This is a genomic window from Nocardia sp. NPDC003726, assembly GCF_053586955.1.
Genome location: NZ_JBSFNF010000021.1, coordinates 1 through 18912, shown reverse-complemented (window position 1 = coordinate 18912; position 18912 = coordinate 1). Strand labels below are relative to the sequence as shown.

The 18912-nt window shown below is 67.2% G+C and carries 12 protein-coding genes; 8 read left to right on the top strand and 4 right to left on the bottom strand.

Annotated elements, in window-relative coordinates; translation table 11 throughout:
* Positions 1–103 precede the first annotated feature (103 nt).
* From ACWDMM_RS24670 to ACWDMM_RS24650, 5 genes are all read left to right on the top strand, one after another.
* Positions 104–1303, top strand: coding sequence for a DUF7373 family lipoprotein (locus tag ACWDMM_RS24670; protein ID WP_449939763.1), 1200 nt, complete (start codon positions 104–106; stop codon positions 1301–1303).
* The gene (locus ACWDMM_RS24665; RefSeq protein ID WP_449939762.1) at positions 1300–2529 is read left to right on the top strand and encodes a DUF7373 family lipoprotein; all 1230 of its coding nucleotides are present in this window, start codon (positions 1300–1302) and stop codon (positions 2527–2529) included. The genes ACWDMM_RS24670 and ACWDMM_RS24665 overlap by 4 nt, the downstream gene beginning before the upstream one ends.
* Positions 2530–2612: 83 nt before the next feature.
* Positions 2613–4148 carry a serine/threonine-protein kinase gene (locus tag ACWDMM_RS24660; protein ID WP_195080429.1) on the top strand — a complete coding sequence of 512 codons (1536 nt, stop codon included), beginning with the start codon at positions 2613–2615 and terminating at the stop codon, positions 4146–4148.
* 412 nt (positions 4149–4560) lie between these two features.
* Positions 4561–4878, top strand: coding sequence for a WXG100 family type VII secretion target (locus ACWDMM_RS24655; protein ID WP_039795679.1), 318 nt, complete (start codon positions 4561–4563; stop codon positions 4876–4878).
* A gap of 36 nt (positions 4879–4914) precedes the next feature.
* Positions 4915–5217, top strand: coding sequence for a WXG100 family type VII secretion target (locus ACWDMM_RS24650; protein WP_039795677.1), 303 nt, complete (start codon positions 4915–4917; stop codon positions 5215–5217).
* Between the two features lie 94 nt (positions 5218–5311).
* Here ACWDMM_RS24650 and ACWDMM_RS24645 read toward each other — a convergent pair whose 3' ends face one another.
* On the bottom strand, positions 5312–6739 hold the full coding sequence (locus ACWDMM_RS24645; protein WP_449939758.1) for a type VII secretion-associated protein: 1428 nt from the start codon (positions 6737–6739) through the stop codon (positions 5312–5314).
* A complete protein-coding gene (gene eccCa, locus ACWDMM_RS24640; RefSeq protein ID WP_449939757.1) occupies positions 6739–10770 on the bottom strand; it encodes a type VII secretion protein EccCa in 4032 nt (1343 codons plus the stop codon). The genes ACWDMM_RS24645 and eccCa overlap by 1 nt, the downstream gene beginning before the upstream one ends.
* 171 nt (positions 10771–10941) lie before the next feature.
* Between eccCa and eccD the strand changes: the two genes are divergently transcribed.
* Positions 10942–12408 carry a type VII secretion integral membrane protein EccD gene (gene eccD / locus ACWDMM_RS24635; RefSeq protein ID WP_195080426.1) on the top strand — a complete coding sequence of 489 codons (1467 nt, stop codon included), beginning with the start codon at positions 10942–10944 and terminating at the stop codon, positions 12406–12408.
* A 10-nt stretch (positions 12409–12418) separates the two neighbouring features.
* Positions 12419–13885, top strand: coding sequence for a type VII secretion-associated serine protease mycosin (mycP, locus tag ACWDMM_RS24630; protein ID WP_195080425.1), 1467 nt, complete (start codon positions 12419–12421; stop codon positions 13883–13885).
* Between the two features lie 526 nt (positions 13886–14411).
* On the opposite strand, the gene eccB is transcribed toward mycP, so the two are convergent.
* Positions 14412–15905 (bottom strand): type VII secretion protein EccB, encoded by a 1494-nt coding sequence (gene eccB / locus ACWDMM_RS24625; RefSeq protein WP_195080424.1) that lies wholly within the window; start codon positions 15903–15905, stop codon positions 14412–14414.
* A 112-nt stretch (positions 15906–16017) separates the two neighbouring features.
* On the opposite strand from eccB, the gene eccE reads away from it, so the two are divergent.
* The gene (gene eccE / locus ACWDMM_RS24620; protein WP_357208722.1) at positions 16018–17661 is read left to right on the top strand and encodes a type VII secretion protein EccE; all 1644 of its coding nucleotides are present in this window, start codon (positions 16018–16020) and stop codon (positions 17659–17661) included.
* A 178-nt stretch (positions 17662–17839) separates the two neighbouring features.
* Here the strand turns inward: eccE and ACWDMM_RS24615 are convergent, their stop codons facing one another.
* Entirely contained in the window at positions 17840–18400 is a 561-nt protein-coding gene (locus ACWDMM_RS24615; RefSeq protein WP_357208721.1) for an NADPH-dependent FMN reductase, read from the bottom strand.
* Positions 18401–18912 lie beyond the last annotated feature (512 nt).

Here is an 18912-nt window from a genome sequence, read left to right as displayed (position 1 = left end):
GGTAGTCGCCCCGCGCTTTCGCGATCCGTGGCCGCGGGTGGGCCGAAGTAGGATCCGGCGCAACTACCGCAGTCAGGGGAGGGAAAGAGTGCAGCACGGCGTGATGTCGAGATTGATCCGAATCGCTTGTGCCCTGGTACTGGCCGGCGCCGTCGCCCTGTGTGCAGGGGCGTGCGGCGATCCGGAGGCCACGACACAGAAGCCCGCACAGCCGGTCGATCTGGCGCAGCTGGACGTGGGCAATTACGCGACGACGCCGCGCGTTTACGCGACAGCGAAGAATCCCGAGCAGGCGCGCATGATCGAGGCGGAGCGGCTGGCGAACTTCGTGCCCATGCCGTCGGACATCGACCCGGCGTTCGTCTCCGCGAATCCTTCGATCTCCAAGGTGTTCATCGAGCCGAAGAGTTCGCTGGGACGGATCATGAACGTCTCCCGATTCGCCGAGGCCGCCCCGGAGTTCGTCGCCGGATTCCTCAGCAGCGCGGGCACCGAGCCGGACAATCGCGGCACCGACCTGGTCAACGCCGTCCTGATCTTCCCGGATGAGCAGAAGGCCGCGGCTGCCGCGGCCGCCTTGGAACGCGTCGACTTCGAGGCCAACAACCGGAACACGCCGGTGCAGATCCCCAAGTACCCGGCAGCGCACGCGCATTGGCAGCCGCAGGAGCAGTCGATCGGGTCGTGGTTCGCCACCGGCAAGTTCGTCGTCTACACCTGGATCTTCGACTACGTGAAGATCTTCCTGGAGAAGGTTGACCTGCCCGCGCTGCTCGGTCTGGTCGAGAAGAGCCTCGACACAGTCGTCCCCGCCATCGGCCGCTTCACTCCGACCCCGGTCGACCAGCTGATGACAGTGTCGATCGATATGGACGGCATGTTGAGCCGGGCGCTGCCGAGACCGAGGGAAGACTCGTGGATCGATCCGCCCGGCGCCTACACCGGACACGGCGCGCTGCACTTCACCACCGATTCGGCCGAGGATCGCAAGATCATCGAAGCGGCCGGAGTGGACCGGTACGCCACCGACGGCACCGATCTGTTCCGCGCCCGCGACGCCGCCGCGGCGGCACAGCTGCGGGAGCAGCGCGGTGGGCTGACGAAGAAGTTCCGCGGGGCCGAGGCGCCGAAGGGCCTGCCCGCCGCGCGCTGCAAGGAATACATCGGAACCAAGACGGTGGTCGTCCGTTTCTACTGCTCGGTGTCCTACGACCGCTACGCGGCGTTCGCGTGGTCGCATCAACTGCTCGACGCGCAGCAGCGCATCTCCGCCCAGTACGCATTGCTGGTGAATGCCGCATGACGAGATTCCGCACCGCCGCCGTCGCACTCGCCTGCGCGATGACCGCCACCATCGTCACCGGCTGTGGCTCGACGCTCGCGGGGACCGCGCGGCCGGGTGAGATCGATATTCGCGGTCTGGACACCGGCAACTACCCCACCGAGCCGCCGAACGCGCACGACGACGACTACCAGCCGCTGTTCATCGACATGGACAAGGTCGCCGCCATGCGGCTGGCCGATCACGTCGCGTCGGCCTACGACATCGATCCCAGGATGAAGTACAGCTGGACGCCGTCGAGCATCAGCAAAGGGACGCTGCCCGGTGAACTCGGGCGCCAAGAGGACATGCGGCCGATCGCGGAACGCAACCGGATGATGTTCGGGTTCCACACCAACGGCTCGGATCAGAATGTCAGCTTGATCGCCTCCGGATGGCCGACCAAGCCCCGGCCCAATTCCACGACCGTCGGCACGATCGTCATGCAGTTCCCCGACCCCGAACGCGCCCGCCAGGCCGCGACGGAGTTCTACGACGCCGATCTCGGCGCCTACCGCGAGCAGAACGAGCCGGTCACCCTGCCGCCGCAGCCGCAGGCGCGAGCGCACTGGCGTCCAGGCTCCCCGTTCCTGCGCACGATCCTCGCGCACGGCTCCTACGTGGTGGCGTTCCTCGTCTCGGCCAACGCTCCCGATCGCAACGCCCTCGTCGCGCTCGCGGAGAAGGCGTACGACGTTCAGTTGCCGCTGCTCGATCAGTTGCCCGCGCTGACCGAGGAAGAGATGCTGCGTCTGCCTTGGGACCCCGATCATCTGCTGAGCCGCACCCTGAATCCGGCCGGGGTCCACTCCCCCAGCTACGACGATTCACACGCGCTGCTCGGTCTGCGCGGCATCATGCAATACGCCGAAGACCGCGATTACGCGAAACAACGCTTCACGGCGATGGGCGCCGACAGATTCGCCGTCTCCGGGGACACAGTGGTGATTCGCACGCCGAATCCGGCGGCGGCGCGGCGGATTGTCGCCGAACGCATCACCCCCACGGTGATCGCGGGCCCGGCCGATCCACCGCAGCACCTGCCCGATTCGGTGTGCGTGGAGAACCGGGCCACGCTATTCGATGATCGGCGATTCACCTGCGTCGTCGCATACAAGGAATACGTCGGATTCGTCGGGGCGAATCAACTGCTGGACGCTCAGCAGCGCGCTGCCGCACAGTATTCCGTTTTCGCGAACAGCCGATAAATGCACCGGTTTCGTCGCGAATCCGGTCGAGTATGCTGCGTGGCGAACGCCAGCGGCCCGCGTGGAGTCAGGAGATCGTGCATATGGCGATGAGCCCGGGGACCATCGTCGGCGGGTACCGCATAATCCGTGTACTCGGCGCGGGCGGCATGGGCACGGTCTACCTGGCCAAACATCCCAGTCTGCCCAGAACCGACGCGCTGAAAGTGCTCGGCGGCGAACTCAGTCGCGACTACGAGTTCCGCACCCGCTTCGAACGCGAAGCCAATCTGGCCGCCGGACTGGATCATCCGAACATCGTCTCGGTTTACAACCGCGGTGAAGAACAAGGCCAGTTGTGGATCGCCATGCAATACGTGGACGGTACCGATGCCTCCGCCGAACTCGCCCGCGACCCGCATGCGATGAATCCGCTTCGCGCACTGCGCATCACCACCGAAGTCGGCAAAGGCCTCGATTACGCGCACCGCAAGGGTCTGCTGCACCGCGACGTCAAACCGGCGAATTTCCTGCTGTCCACACCTGTCGACGGTGAAGAAGAACGCGTGCTGCTGACGGATTTCGGCGTGGCCAAGGCCAATGACGACACCACCGAACTCACGCAGACCGGCAGCTTCGTCGCGACCATCGCCTACGCACCGCCCGAGCAGCTCACCGGCGGCCCGCTCGACCATCGCGCCGACGTCTACAGCCTCGCGTGCTCGTTCTTCAAGTTGCTCACCGCGCGCAATCCTTACCCGGGAACGCAGCCCGCGCTGGTGATGATGGGGCATCTCCACGAACCCCCGCCGCTGGCCACCGCGGTCAATCCCGGCCTCCCCCAGGCCATCGATCATGTCTTCGCCCGCGCGATGGCGAAGAATCCCGCCGAAAGATTCAACAGCTGCCGGGAGTTCACCGATGCGGCGGCGAGCGCCCTCGTGCCCGGCTACAACCCCGTCGCCACCAACACTTCCCCCACCTATCCGATCCAGGTCTTGAATCCGCGGCCGGGGACCGATCCCCGCGTGGCCGTCTCCGGGCCGGCGAGCGCCGCCGCACGGCCCACGCGCAAGAACCGGCTGCTCGCCGCCGCCGCGGGCGTGGTGACCGTCGTGCTCGCCGCGGGGGTCGGCATTTGGGCACTCAACCGCGATGAGCCCGCATCCGGGCCCGCCGTCGCCACGCCGAGCAGCACGGCCGTCCTGTCGCCGCTGGACCGGGCGCGTGCGGACAATCCGGCGTTCCGGGGCAAGACGATCACGATGGTCGACGTGCCGCGTGGCTCGCAGATCTCGATCTTTCTCGGCGGCACACCGCAGACCGAGTTCCTGGAGGATCTCGGGTTCGTCTACAACCTCAACTACCGGCGGCAGGGCGAGGAGACATCGCCTCGCGAGCTGACCGGATCCACCCGGCTCGAAGTGGCGGCGGATGGCTACGTGCTGGCCGTGCGCAGCGACGAAAAAGCCGGCGGCGGTGGCCTGCTCGGCCTTCCGTACCAGGTCGCGGGTACCCGGGCCACGGTCATTCCACTGGACGATCCCGCGGCCGTCGCCGCGGTCCGCGACTGGAGCGAGTCGTCCCAGCAGACTCTGCTCGACCGCTTGGTGCCGGTGCTGCGCAATCGCGTGAAGTGATTCGGTCGCATCCGCTGAACGTAAGGGTTCGTGGGCTTTTCGATTTCCGAGACCACTGGCCTTCGGCAATCTGCTGGTAGCGGCGGACTTAGGCGTTCGGTAAGGTGTACCGCAGCCAGCCCACTCGCCGATCATTACAGCAGCGAGCAGGGGGAAGGAGGGGAGCCGAGCGCTGGCGTTACAAGTCATGCAGACCCGGATCGCATCGTGGTCTTCCGAGCAGGCCCGTGCGCGGCCGCCGAAATCTACGGACGAGCCGGGCTGAGGGGCGCTGGGCGCTGATCCCGTGGGGCGATGCCGAACTTTTCTCGAGTCGGATGGAACCGATCAGACCCGCACCGCGTCCAACCAGATGTACAGGCCAACTGAGGCTTCCGCCGTTGGCCGAGACGGGAACCCGAAAGGAGCCGAAATGGCAGGACAGCTCGAAGCGAGCGAAGAGGCGATCTCGAAGTTTGTAGACAACTGCCGGCAGCGGCACCAGGATCTGCAGACCGCCATCACCGCACTGAACAGCAAGTCGGATCAGACCACCGCCACCTGGAGCGGTGCTGCCCGTCAGGCGTTCGACACGTTCATGGACAGCTACTTCGCCCAGGCGCGGAAGCTGAACGATCAGCTGGATCAGACGTCGGACAAGCTCGCCCACGCCGGCCGGAAGTTCGCCGATCAGGACCAGCAGTTCGCCCAGCAGGTGGCCGCGCAGGCCTCCAGCCTGGACCTTCCCTGATCCGACAGCCGAACCACAGACAACAAGGAGCTCCCCATGGTAGCGAACGACCCCGGTCGGATTGCTTCGAACTTCGGCGAGGTCGAGGCGGGCGCCCAGGCCATCGTGGCCGAGGCGCGCAGCGTCATGACCATGCTCGAAGATTTCCACAAGCAGGTCACCGACTTCGTGACCAACTACTGGAAGGGTGACGCGAACGACGCGTTCGCCTCGCTGCAGGCCCAGTGGAACACGCAGGTCACCCAGCTCAACACCACGCTGGAAAGCGCTGGCAAGCTGGTCAGCAGCGGCAACTCCGACCTGCAGGGCACCGACACCGCCTTGGCGGGCCTCTTCTGAGATCCCGTCTCGGCTGATTCGAGCCCCCGGTACTCGGTACCGGGGGCTCGAATCGTTCTGCGCCGCGGTGCGTTCGTTCAGGTGCTCGCGCCGGTTACGGGACGACGCGGACCGTATCTCCGAAATGCGAGCACGGGGCTTCCAATCGTCCCCAGTCGTCTCCCGCGTACTGGCAACCGATGCTGATCTGAATCCCGTACTCGAGCAGGACATGCCAGTGGACCGTTGATCCGTCTCCTGGATGTTCCAGATAGGCGAGTCCGGAGCGGCCGCCGAACATGACATCCTGCCGCAGGTCGGTCAGCACCCCCGGTGGGCGCTGCGCGATCTGTGCTTCCAATTTCGCCGCGACCTGTGCGTAACCGGACGACGCTGTCAGCGGCGCCTGCATCAGCGTGATCCGCTGCCGCGCAGCGGTTTCGGGTACCAGATCGACCCGAGCACGTCCCGTATCCGGCGACTGGGTGATGCGCCAGCCCGGAGGGACCCGGAAGCGGAGCCGTCCGAACGCCTCCGGCGCCGACTCGGCCGGTGGGGCGCCGGGCGGCGGCGCGGCGGTCGGTGACGCCACTTCCGGACTCGGCGCCGCGGCGATCTCGTCACCTCCGCGACCGGACAAGACGATCGCGCCGACGATCGTCAGAGCGACGACCACCACGGCCGTGAGCGCCATCAGCGCGATCCGCGCCGTGCTGTGCCGGGGCGGCCGTGCCGCGGCACGCTCGCGAAGCGGTCGCATCCACTCGGTCGGTGCGGCGGGTGTTTCGCGTGGCTCGGCCCCGCGCCCTCGGACCAGATCGGAACCGGCGACCGGGCGCAGTTCGGCATCGGCGCCGATGGCCTGCCGCACCGCCCCACGGATCAAGTCGACTTTCCCGGGGTCGCTGACACCCACCACCTGCACGAGGTCGATGGGTCCGGTATCGAGCACTCGAGTGAGCAGGCCGCATAGTTCGGCGAAACCCGCTGATCCGTCCGCTATTTCGGCCAACGCGAGCGTCGGCTCGTGCTCACAGGACTCGATGTGCACGCCGCGATGACTTCGGATGACCGCCGACGCAGTAGTGGCCAGCGTGCCGAATTCCAGTACCAGCGTCCGCCTGCTGTGGCTGGTGCCCTCGTCCGAGGCGACCGAACGGACCGCGATGTCCTCGAAAGCGACGTCCGAGGCGACGCGGCGTGCCGCCTGATCGAGCACGCCGCGACGGCCAGCGCCCCATTCGGTCGGACAGATCAACGTCATCCGGCCGCATGGGGTCGCGACACGAAGCTGCTCGAGCACACTCGCGAAAACCGCGCTCATCGCGTCCACCACCGAGGGTGTGCGAGGTGGCAGGGCTATGGCGTCGGCGGGCACGAACTGAACCGCCGACCCGACCTGGGTGGGCGGAGCCAGCGACTGCCCCACGACGAAATCGAAGCCATTGCTGCCCAGAACCACCGACGGCGGCGCGTCCCAGTGCGTGTCGGCGCCACGCGCCCAGATGCGCGCCTCGGTGACGACGAGCTCGACCTCGGACATCAGGGCGACGGCATCCACGCCGTCTGGACCAAGCCCTCGGCATTCCGAGTGACGTAGGTCCCTCGGCCCGGCGGCATCGGGCTCGGTCGCTTGGTGCCCATCAGGACGCCCTCGTCCTTGCTGCAGCTCAGGATGAGGCCGGCCGAGCCCAGATCGCGCATCCGCGCCAGCGTCGCCTCGAACATCGCCCTGCTCGCACCGCCCGAACGCCGGGCGATGATCACGTGGAAGCCGAGGTCGCGTGCGTGGGGCAGGTGCTCAAGCAGCGCTTGGACCGGATTGCCCGCGGAGGTGGCGACCAAGTCGTAATCGTCGACGATGACGTACAGCTCCGGCCCGCTCCACCACGACCGATCCCGCAACTGCTGCGGAGTGACGTCCGGGCCCGGCGTGCGCTTGCCGACATAGGCGGCCAGGTCGTTCATGTTCTGCGTGAACTGCGGCGCCGTGGAGCCATAGCCCGCGAGGTATCCCTCCGAAACCAGGCCGAGCATGCTGCGCCGGTAATCGCCGATGATGAAGCGAGCCTGATCGGGAGTGTTCGACGCGGCGATGCCCTCGATCAGCGAACGCAGCAGCGTCGTCTTTCCCGATTCCGTGTCACCGATGATGATGAAGTGCGGGCTCTCGACGAAGTCGATGTAGACCGGCGCGAGCTCGGACTCGTTGATGCCGAACGGGATACGCAGGCACTTCGCGTTCGGATCGACCTGCGACGGCCAATCGCCCGCCAGATACAGCAGTTGCTCGCGCGGAAGCTGCTCGGGCAGCATGCGAACCTGCGGCGCATGACGCCCCGGCGTGAGCCGGGCGATGGTCGCGACCGCGTCCGCGACGGCGTGCGTGAGGTCGGTCGGGTCGGAGCTGCCGTCGATGCGGGGCAAGCCGGTCAGCATGTGCAGGCACTCCGGGGTCATACCGCGGCCCGGCCGCCCTTGCGGAACCAGGGAAGCGAACTTGCGGCCCAAATCGGAGTCCATCGGATCGCCCAGGCGCAACTCGATCCTGGTGCCGATCTGGTCCTTGAGCGCGGGCCGCGCCTCCGCCCAGCGGTTTAGCGCGATGACCACGTGCACGCCGTAGGACAGACCCTGGACGGCGAGATTCATGATGGTCTGCTCGAGCATCTCGAAGTCCTGACGGATCGAGCTGAAACCGTCGATCACCAGGAAGACGTCACCGAACGGATCCTCGTGCGCGCCCGCGGCGCCGGGGCTGCTGGCCGGGTCCATCGCGCGCAGCCTGCGGAAGTCGGCCATCGATTCGATGCCGAGCTGGCGGAAGCGCGCCTCGCGCTGCCGGACGATGGTGGTCATCTCCGCGATGGTGCGCCGGACCTGGTCCTCGTCCAACCGACTTGCCACCGAGCCGACGTGCGGCAGCCCCTGCAGGCTCGCCAGGGTGCCGCCACCGAAGTCGAGGCAGTAGAACTGCACCTGTTCGGCGGTGTGCGTCAACGACATCGCCATGATGAGCGTGCGCAGCGCCGTCGACTTCCCGGACTGCGGGCCACCGACGATGGCGACATTGCCGCGTGCGCCGGACAGGTCGATGACCATCGGGTCGCGACGCTGGTCGTACGGGCGGTCGACGATGCCGATCGGGGCGCGCAGCGTGGACACCGCGGAGTACTCGCCGGTGAGGACGGAGCGTGGGACGAGCTGGTCGAGCGTGGGCGCCTCGTCCAGCGGCGGCAACCAGATCTCGTGCGCCGGGCGGCCGTGGCCGCGGATCCGGGAGACCAGCATGTTCAGGTTGGACAGTTGCTCGCCGTCCTCGTCCTGTTCCGGTTCCAGGCTCGGTTCGGGCGGCAGCGGGACGCGGTCCGCGGGCCGGAAGTCGACATGGGTCGCGGTGAACGGCCGCGCCCTGACGTCGATTTCCCCCGACTGCGTTGCCACGGTCATGTCACGCTGCGAGCCACCGCCGACATACGGGCCGGAGACATAGGAAGCCTGGAAGCGCTGGATCTCTCCGGAATCGGCCTTCAGATAGCCGCCACCCGGGTGGTTCGGCAGGTTGTAGGCGTCGGGCACACCGAGCACCTGACGGGATTCGTTGGCGGAGAACGTCTTCAGGCCGATGCGGTAGGACAGGTGCGATTCCAGGCCCTTGAGCTTGCCTTCCTCCAACCGCTGCGAGGCGAGCAGCAGATGCACGTGCAGCGAGCGGCCGAGGCGGCCGATCATGACGAACAGCTCCGCGAAATCGGGGTGCTGGGTGAGCAGTTCGGAGAACTCGTCGAGAACCACGAACAAGGCCGGCAGCGGATCCAGATCGGCGCCTGCGGCCCTGGCCTTCTCGTACTCCAAGACGTTGGCGAAGTTGCCCGCCGCCCGCAGCACTTCCTGCCGGCGGTTCATCTCACCGGCCAGGGCGTCCTTCATGCGGTCGACGAGGTCGGCCTCTTCCTCCAGGTTCGTGATGACGGCCGCGACGTGCGGAACACCTTCCAGGCCGAGGAACGTCGCGCCGCCCTTGAAGTCGACCAGCACCAGGTTCAACTGGTCGGGCGAGTGCGTGGCCAGCAGGCTGAGCACCAGGGTGCGCAGGAACTCCGATTTACCGGATCCGGTGGCGCCGATGCACAGACCGTGCGGGCCCATGCCGTTCTCGGCGGCCTCCTTGATATCCAGTTCCACCGGGAGGCCGTCGGCGCCGACACCGAACGGGACGCGAAGGCGTTCCCGTCCGTAGCGCGGCCGCCACGCGTGCTCCGGGTTGAAGGTGCCGATATCCCCGAGACCCATCAGCTGCGCCCAGCTCGAGATCACCTCGGCGTCGTCGTTCTCCGCGTCGCTGCTGCGCTGCGTGGCGGCACGGTAGGGGGCGAGTCTGCGCGCCACCTGCTGCGCCTGCTCGGGGCTGATCCGGTCGATCAGCGCGAACCGCTCCTGATTGCCGGTGGCGCCGCGGCCGACGCACTCGCCGTTCTCGACGATCATCTTGATGCCACGGGACACCGCGAGGCGCGGCGCGTAGCCGCACAGGTCGATGATGGTGACGCCCTCGTAGCCGGATTCGCGCAGCTGATCGTCCTCGGCCTCGAGCAGACCGCCGTCGACCACGATGACGATGTGCACCATGTTCGCGTTGGCGGGCTGGTTGCGGGAGTACCTGACCCGGTTGCCGAGCAGCGGATGCAGTCCGGCCATCGCCTCCCGGATCGAGCCGTAGAACATGCGCTGGGTGCCGATGCCGTCCTGTGCGTCGGGATGCTGGGTGTGCGGGAGCCACTTGGTCCACTCCCACTCCGGCGCGGTGTCCGGACCGCAGACGACCGCGACGAGCACTTGGTCCGGCGCCTGGAACATGCACAGCTGCACCAGCATCGCGCGCGTCATGTCGCGCGCCTGGGCGCGGTCGCCGTCCAGCGCGATGGTGGCGAAGCCCTTGACCGCGATGGCGGTCGGCAGATCCGGCACGGTGGAGTGGGCGCGCACGAAACGGCGCAGGGAGACCGCGGCGATCGGTTCGAGCTCCTCGACCGGACCGGTCTCCGGGGCCACCAGCCTGGTGGCGAGGCGCTGGCCGCCCAGACCGATGCGGGCGTGGCAGAAGTCCTTGTCCCCCGCGCGGCGCTCCCACATGCGGCTGGTGCCCGCGAGCATCCAGACCAGTTCGGGCTCCGGGTGGCTCCATTCGACGGAAGCTCGTTGCTGGGCGGCGGTCTCGTTGACGTCCTTGCGCACCTGGTCGAGGTAACGCAGGTAGTCCTTGCGGTCCTCGTTGGCCTCCGCGGCCTTCTGTCCTTTGCCCCCGCCCTGGCCCGCGAACATGCCGACCATCGAGAACAGCATCATGATCGGGAACATCATGCTCATCGGGTTGGAGGCGATGCCGCCACCTTGGGTGAACATCAGGGCCATCATGCCGACCATGCCGATCACCATCACGACCGGCATGAGTTTGAGCACCAGATTTCCCGGTGTGACCCGGGGGATTTCGGGCGGCGGCTGCAGCGTGACCTCGCCGCCGGGCGTACGGGGCATCTCGCGGCGCGCACGGCGCTGGAAGCGGACAGTGCTCATCGACGAGATTCCCCCTTCGGCCAGCTGTGATTCGGCCTCAGTGTAGAGGTCACAACCGACATGTCGTACAGTTCGACCAGCATTCTGCTGCCCGGACCGAGGGTTCGCAAGCTCGCCCCAGGCCCCGCCGTGCCGTGGAATCACCAGGTAGAAGACGGAGTTGGGGGAAGTTTGACGCACGCGCGGCTCGACCACATCGACGAAGAATCCTCGCGCGGCATCGTCCGCGCTCCCGACCTCGCCCGGGTGACGATTCTGGCCAAGCACACGCAGGTCGACATGGCCATACCGGTCGACGTGCCGGTCGCCCTGGTGATTCCGAGCGTGGTCGACATGGTCGCCCAGCACAGCCGCACCAACGACTTCGACAACGAGGGCGAGCGTTACGAACCCGCGGAATGGGTGCTCGCCCGGATCGGCCATCCGCCGTTCTCCAATTCGCTCAGCCTCGGCGAGCACGGCGTCCGCGACGGCGAACTGCTGATGCTGGAGAGCGCATCGCACACCGCGCCGACCCCGCTGTTCGACGACATCATGTACAACGTCGCGATCGCCGACACCGACCATTACCGCAGCTGGACCCCTCGGGTCGCGCGGATCACCGGCTCGGTGCTCGCGGCGCTCACCATGATCGTCGGTTGTCTCGGGCTGCTGCTGTCCCCCGGCTCGCTGCCGATCGGGGTCGGCGGCTCGATCGCGCTGGTGGTCGCGATCCTTCTCGTCGTCACCGCGATGGTGCTGAGCAGGATGTACGGCGACAACGGCACCGCGCTCGTGCTCGGCGGCTGCGCACTGCCCGCCGCGTTCAGCGCGGGCATGCTCTATGTGCCCGACGATTACGGCTGGGCGCACATCCTGCTCGGATCGGTCCTGGCCGGAGCGACCGCGATTCTGGCGTGGCGGGTCACCGGCGTCGGCCTCGCGTTGTTCATCGGCGGCGCCGCGCTCGCCACCTACGCCGTGCCCGCGGCGCTGGTCGGCCTGCTCACCGACCAGCCGGAGCGGGCGATCGGCGCGGGCGCGGCGGCGCTCGGCCTCGGCGGCCTTTCCCTGGCCCCGCGCGTGTCCATGCTGCTGGCGAAACTGCCGCTGCCGCCGGTGCCTTCGCCCGGCACCCCCATCGATCCGACCGAGGACGATCCCGACGATCACCGCGCACTGCCGACCATGGAGGTGCTGCGGGTGAAGTCGGAGCGGGCCCGCATGTACCTGGCGGGCCTGGTCGCGGCGACCACGCTGGTCACCGTCATCGGCGCGCTCGGCGCCACCGACCCGGCGTCCGACGACCCGTACTGGCCCGGCATCGCGCTCGCCTTGGTCTGCGCGGTGGTGCTGATGTTCCGCAGTCGCACCTACGCGGGCGCCGAACAGGCCGTCGTGCTCATCGCAGGCGGCGCGGGCATCGTGCTGATCATGCTGGTTGGCGCCGGTTTCGCGATGCACCAGCCGCTGGCCGTCTTCGGCGCGGCCATGGCGGTCCTGGTCGCGGCGCTGATCCTCGGCATCATCGTCCCCAACCAGTCGGCCACCCCACCCATGCGGCGCGGCGTCGAACTGCTCGAGTACACGTTCGTCGCCGCGGTACTGCCCCTGGTCTTCTGGGTGGCGGACCTCTACTCCATCGTCCGCGGGCTGTGAGTTCACAGCGATGAGTTCCGAACAGCTGATCGCCAGTGGCTTCCGAGCGGTTCGGTTGGGCACGGCAGTCTGCGTGTTGGCGCTCGGCGTCTCCGTCGGCGCAACGGCCGCAATCCCGCCTGCGCAAGCGGAGAAACCCACCGTGAGCCCGAATACGCCACCGCCAGCGGGCGAGCCGGCCGCTCCACCGGACAAGACCGAGCGGGCATCCAATACCCCGTGCGTCAGTACCGGCTCGGGAGGCAACGGGCCCTCGATTCCCGAGCCGCAACGCTCCCTCGACCTGCAGCATGCCTGGGGATTCTCGAAGGGCGCAGGTCAACTCGTGGCGGTCATCGACACCGGCGTCGCCCGCCATCCGCGCCTGCCGGGGTTGATCGCGGGCGGCGACTATGTGAGCAATAGTGACGGGACCGAGGACTGCGATGCGCATGGAACGTTGGTCGCGGGGCTGATTGCGGCGACGGAGGTCGACGGCCAGGGTTTCTCCGGGGTCGCACCGGCGGCCCGAATTCTCACGATCCGCCAGACCAGCAGGCTGTACCAGCAGGAGGGAGCGAATCGGGACAAAGGACCGGATGCGCTGCCCCAGGGATACGGCACCACTCGAACCATGGCATCGGCGATCCGTCGCGCGGCGGACATGGGAGCAACCGTCATCAATATCTCCGAAGTCGCGTGCAAGCCGATCTCCGAGCCTTTTGAAGACACCGAGCTCGGCGCCGCGGTCCGGTACGCCGCGATCGAGAAGGACGTGGTCGTGGTAGCGGCAGCAGGTAACAGCAGCGAAAGCGCTGACAGCTGCAAGGGCAACAACGCGATCATCGATCCGCTCGACCCCACCGCGGATCCGTGGGGCAAAGTCGACCTGAACGTGTCGCCCGCCCGCTATGACGACTACGTGCTCGCCGTCGGTTCCATCAACGGGAACGGGCAGCCGTCGACGTTCACAGTGCCCGGACCATGGCTTGGTGTGGCGGCACCCGGCGAGAACATCACCTCCCTCGATCCACTGTTCAATGATCCGAACAGCAAAGGAACCGCGGTTCAACTCGGCAGCGTCCAGCAATCAGGGAAGCTCGGTCCGATTCAGGGCACCAGTTTTGCGACCCCGTTGGTTTCCGGGGTGGCCGCCCTGGTGCGAGCCCGTTTCCCGGAGCTGAGTGCGCTGGAGGTCATCAAGCGCATCGAGGCGACCGCCCATGCCCCTGCGGAGGGCTGGAATCCATACATCGGTTACGGCGCTGTCGATCCGGTCGCCGCCTTAACCGCCGAAGTACCGAAAACTCTCCCGCCAAAGCGCCCAGCAGCAGCTTCGAGTGTGCAATTGCGGGTTCCTTCGCCGACTCCACCGCCCGACCATCGCGCACGAAATGTAGCGCTGATCGGCAGCGGCAGCGTCGCGGTACTACTGGTGCTGGGCATGCTCGCCTCGTTTCCGATCCGCCGCCGATTCGGCGTCCGCGAAGACGAGTGACCCGCCAGACACGGTTGTAGGCCCGTCATAGGACGGGCCTACAACCGTTCGAGTCACAGGGCGTGATCACGGATAAGAGTTGGGCCTCCAGAACAAGCCTTAGGATTTGGTCTCCACCCATTCCCACGGCTCGCAGTAGAAAGTAACCCCGGGTGCAGTCGAACCCTCGTTACTACGCCGGTATTCGGCGTTTCGCTTCGCCGCTTCCTTCTCACATGCGTCTGGGCTGCTGTACTTGGCAATCGGGTCCGCGTACGCCTGCCCTGCATTGAGCGCGCAGACTCCTCCGACAATGGCAACTGATGCAGCGAATGACGCCAGTGCCGAAACTCTTCTATTCATGCGAAAGCCTTCCCAGATCCGCCGTCCAGCAGCTGCTGCGCGGCTACGGCGACGAACACGAATGGCGATTCTCGTCCGTCGGAGGGATTGGACGGCACATGAGCGACTCAGGTTCCCGTCGAACGAAATTCGATAGGAAACCTGTGTCACACGCCTGGTGGAGGTGTCGGCATCCGCCAGTCGATCATTTCGCCGAGGCCACCGGCTGCTTTGCGGGGGCGGAATCCGGAGCGACGCCGTCGTGGGCGATCATGGCGGCCTCGCGGCTCAGGGTGGGGCCGCTTGCGAGCAGACCGACGATCGGCCACGGGGCGGGTTCCGGCGTCACGTCCGATTCCTTGTCCATGCCGAGTGCTTTCGCGGCCTCGACGTCCTTGATGCCGAAGCGGACACCGGTGTCGGCGATGTAGAACATACTGTCCTTACGGCGGCTGTCCGGTTCGATGCCGGTGCTCTGGACAAACGCGCCGGAGCCCGGTTTGAAGTACACGGAGTCCACCTTGTCTCCCTTGCCATCGGCTTGGGCGAGCGGAACCAGCTTGGCGCTGCTGGACATCGGCAGGTCGCTGCCATCGATGACAGTGAGTTCCGCACGCAGGGCAACGTCGGCATTGCCCGCGACTCCCGGGATGGGCTTCCAGGACAAGCAGCTCACCGGTCGCGCCTTGGGCTCGATCACGGTCGGTGCGACATCGGGGTAGGAGTCGACCTTCAGCGCTTTCGAAGGCGGCGCATTGTTTGCCTCGTAGTCTCCGATGGCGGTGCCGTGATCCGGGTTGCGTTGGGAACTGCGGATGACTTCGGCTGTGAATGCACTGATGGGCTGCAAGCCGTCGTGCAGGATGACGAAGTTCTGGTTCGACTTGCCGGTCATCTGCACGACGGTGCCGATCCGCAGGCCGTTGATCGAGTAGCCGGACGGCTGCCCACCCGGATCATCGATCTTCGGCGGCACGATCGCGTCCACCTCCGGGATCGCGTTCAGCAAGCCTTCACTGATCGGGCGCGGCGTCATGCCACGGATTCCCAACGGTCCGGTGACCGCCGGTTCGTTCATATCCACGCGAGCGCGCGTCTTGTTCCAGATGAGGTAGGTCGCTTCCTTACCCTTCACCAGCAGCGCCTTGTCCTTGCCCATCGCCGCCGCCTTGTCGCCGAGTTCCAGATCGCCGACGAGAACGGAGGTGCTGCGGTCATCGGTGCCGTCGGTCTTCAACGAATCACACACCGTCCAAGCGCGCCCCTTGCCCTCCTTGTCGAGGGGCAGCGAGGCGGGAGCGCCTGGGATGCCGATCAATTGGCCGCGGGGCTTCTTTCCGAGCTCGGATTCCTTCACGGTGGCGGGCTTGGCGGCCTCACCCGCGGCAAGGCGGGCGGAGGCGAGGTTGAGGGCCGGGTGCACCACGTCGTCGATCACCACGTAGACGGCGCCGGAGTCCTTGCCGATCAGGATCTTGTTGTCGTCGCCGATCTTGCCCTGCGGCCGCAGCAACGCGAGCACACCGCAACCGGCCAGTGCCACACACGCCAGGATCAGACCGGCCGCGTATGCGCGGGACTGGGAACGCATGGGGTCGTGCAGCATTCGCACATCCCGGCGCACCAGGGCGTGCTCCATCCGCCGGACCAGAAAGCGGTAGCCGCTGACCTGCCAGCGAGTGGTGGGTTTTGAAGGCATTATTCCTCCCCCGAACAGTGCTCACGTTCGCCGAACACAGTACAGTTCCCGGGGACTCTTGTTCAGCTCGGCCGCGGCGAACCGGCCGATATCGGGTACTTGGGGGACGACGATGGCGGAACCGGCAGGCGCGGGACCACGACCGCTGCTCGGGCGCATCTCGATGCAGAACCTGCTGATCGCCCAGCTCATCGGGCTGACCGTCGGAGTCGTCGCGCTGTTGGCCGGCCTGCCGGGACTTCTCGCGCTCGGCGTGGCGGTGGTCGTCGCGCTGATTCCACTGATCCCCGTCGCCGGACGCACTTTGCTGGACTGGGCCGCCACCTGGTGGCGCTACCTCACGCATCGTGACTACGAACTCGGCGACACCGTCGACTTCCGCGGCGCCGACGGACGTTCGCTCGGCCTCTACTGGGACGGCAGCCGCGTGGTGACGGTGGTCGAGGTGCTGCCCCCGCCCGGCGGGCTGACCAGGATCGCCCGCACCACGGTGCACGCCTCGCATCTGCTCCCGCTGGCCGAGCTGGCGAAAGGCCTGAACCAGCACGACATCCTGCTCAGCGGCATCGACATCATCAGCCACGGGCATCGCAGCCGTTCCGGCACTCCCGCGGGCAAGATCTACGAATCGTTGCTCGGCCCGCTGCCCGCCACCGCGCACCGCACGGTGTGGCTGGCGATCAGCTTCGACGCGGTGGCCTGCCCGGAGGCGGCGGCGCGGCGCGGCGGTGGCGCGGAAGGAGCGTCGCGCGCGGTCACCATCGCCACCCAGCGCATCATGCGCACGCTCGAGGACGCCGATTGCAACGCCCGCATCCTCACCGCGCCGGAGATCCGCAAGGCGGTCCTGCAGATCACCGGCGGCTACGATCCGCGCACGCTCGAACACAGCTGGCGTTACGCCGAAATCGGCAACAGCGTGAACATCGGCAGCGCGATCGATCCCAAGCGACTCGAATCCGACCTGCTCGCCCAGCTCTGGGTGGCGCCGTCGCGCGGAACCACGGTGGCGGTGCGGCTGCGCCCCGGTAGTTCCGCCGACACGGTGAGCATCGGCGCGGCTTGGCGGCTGACCGCACGCGAATTGCCGGAGCGGTCCGAGCTGCCTGGCATGATCTCGATGAACGGACGCCACCGCGACGGGCTGCTGGCCCATCTGCCGCTGGCCGTTCCCGGCGTGGACGACACCGTCCCGATGATCGAGCACCTGATCGATGTCGTCGACGATCTGCACCTACCTTCCTCCGGCTGCGGCCAGCTGATCGGCTCGGACGACGAAGGCAACGGCGTTGCGGTCCGCATCGTCGGCGCGGGCATATCCACGGTGTACGTCGCCGGCGAGCTGTATCTGGCGCAGCAACTGGTCTTCCGGGCGCTCGCGGTCGGCGAACGGATCCTCATCCGTACCGACCGGGCACGGGCCTGGGAGAACCTCGTCACCACCATCGGCAATCCGGAGCGCTTGACCATCGCGGTCGAAACCCACCAGTCCGACGCGGGTTTCACCGCGACGGTCGTGGACGGGGTGCTCGCACCGGCCCCGCACGCCGGCGTCACCACCATCTACGTCACGGGTGATCCGATGGGCTGGCCCGCCAGCCGTCCCGACCTGGCCATCCACCAGCCAGGCGCGATCGGCAACCACGTGGTGCTGCGCACCGGCACGGCGCAGGTCGACCTCACGCTGGTATCTATTCCCAGTGAGGCCACCTACATCGGCCAGCCGCGCGGCCGACGGGCGATGCAACCGCAGTAGCGCAGCCGCTGAGTCATGTCGATTTCGACATCGGCTCGCTGGCCCCGAGAGCGAAGCCTGCGCAATCGGTGGCCACGTGGTGCTGAGCATCAGAAGCGCGCAGGTCGTCCTGACACCGAGGCCGATCCCGGCGAGGCCGTCGACACCGCCCACCCACCCGTCCGGCGCCCAAGCGGGGCTAGCCGGGATATGGATCGGTCGTCCTCGCGGTTCGCAAAGTACGTGCCCACCAGGCCAATTGACGCAGCATGCGTTCCGCCGCGTCGATGGCGGCGCCGTCGCGGGTCTCGCCCGTCTCGTCGAAGCGCTTCTTCGCCTGATGGAAGCTGACCGTTTCACGAACCGACACCATATGGATCTCGGCGACCACTTGGCGCAACTGCTCCACCGCACGCAAACCACCGGAAAGACCGCCATAGGAGACGAAGGCGATGGGTTTGGCGCGCCACTCGTGCTTCGCGGTGTCGAAAGCCGTCTTCAGCGACGCCGGATAGCCGTGGTTGTACTCCGAGGTGACGACGACGAACGCGTCGGCGTCCCGCAATCGCGCGCGATAGGCGGCGGTCTCGTCGTTCTCGGTGAGTTCGACCGGCAACGGCGTGTGCGCGAGATCTATGACACCCGTGTCGAATTCGGTCCGGGCACGCACGGTACGCAGGAACCATTCCGCGACCACCGGCGCGAACCGCTCCGGACGCACACTCGCCACGATGACCTCGAGCCGCAACGGGGTTTCCACCGCGCGAGCCTAACTCGGGACCTGACGGCAACCGCGTACCGGCACGCTCCGCAGCATCGGGAAACTCAGCGACGACTTCCCGCCGTTGAAGAGTGCCCGACCTGAGAGCCCCGGATACTCTGAGCCCTACAAGACAACCCGTTCGCGTCACCGCGATCCGATCCGACGTCACAATCTCGAATCCAGGCCTGCCGAAACAACAATGGACGGCAAGCACTGAATACGGAAGGCATGGCCTACACGCAACAGCATCCGCCGTTCGCGGCCGGGCTCGCGTCCGGGCGACCGCCGCGTAAGCGACGAAGGGGCAAGCGACCGCCGTGGCAAGCCGCACACCGTCCACCTCCACTGCGCGCCTGGTGCTGAGTTCCGCTACCAACGCGCCCAGCGCACCGCAACCACGTCTTTCGAGCGAAGCGAGACCGAGCATCCGCCGTGGGGGGGCCGGGGGGGGGGGGGGGGGGGGGGGCGGGGGGGGGGGAAGGTCGGACGGCGGGGGGCGCCCCCCCCCG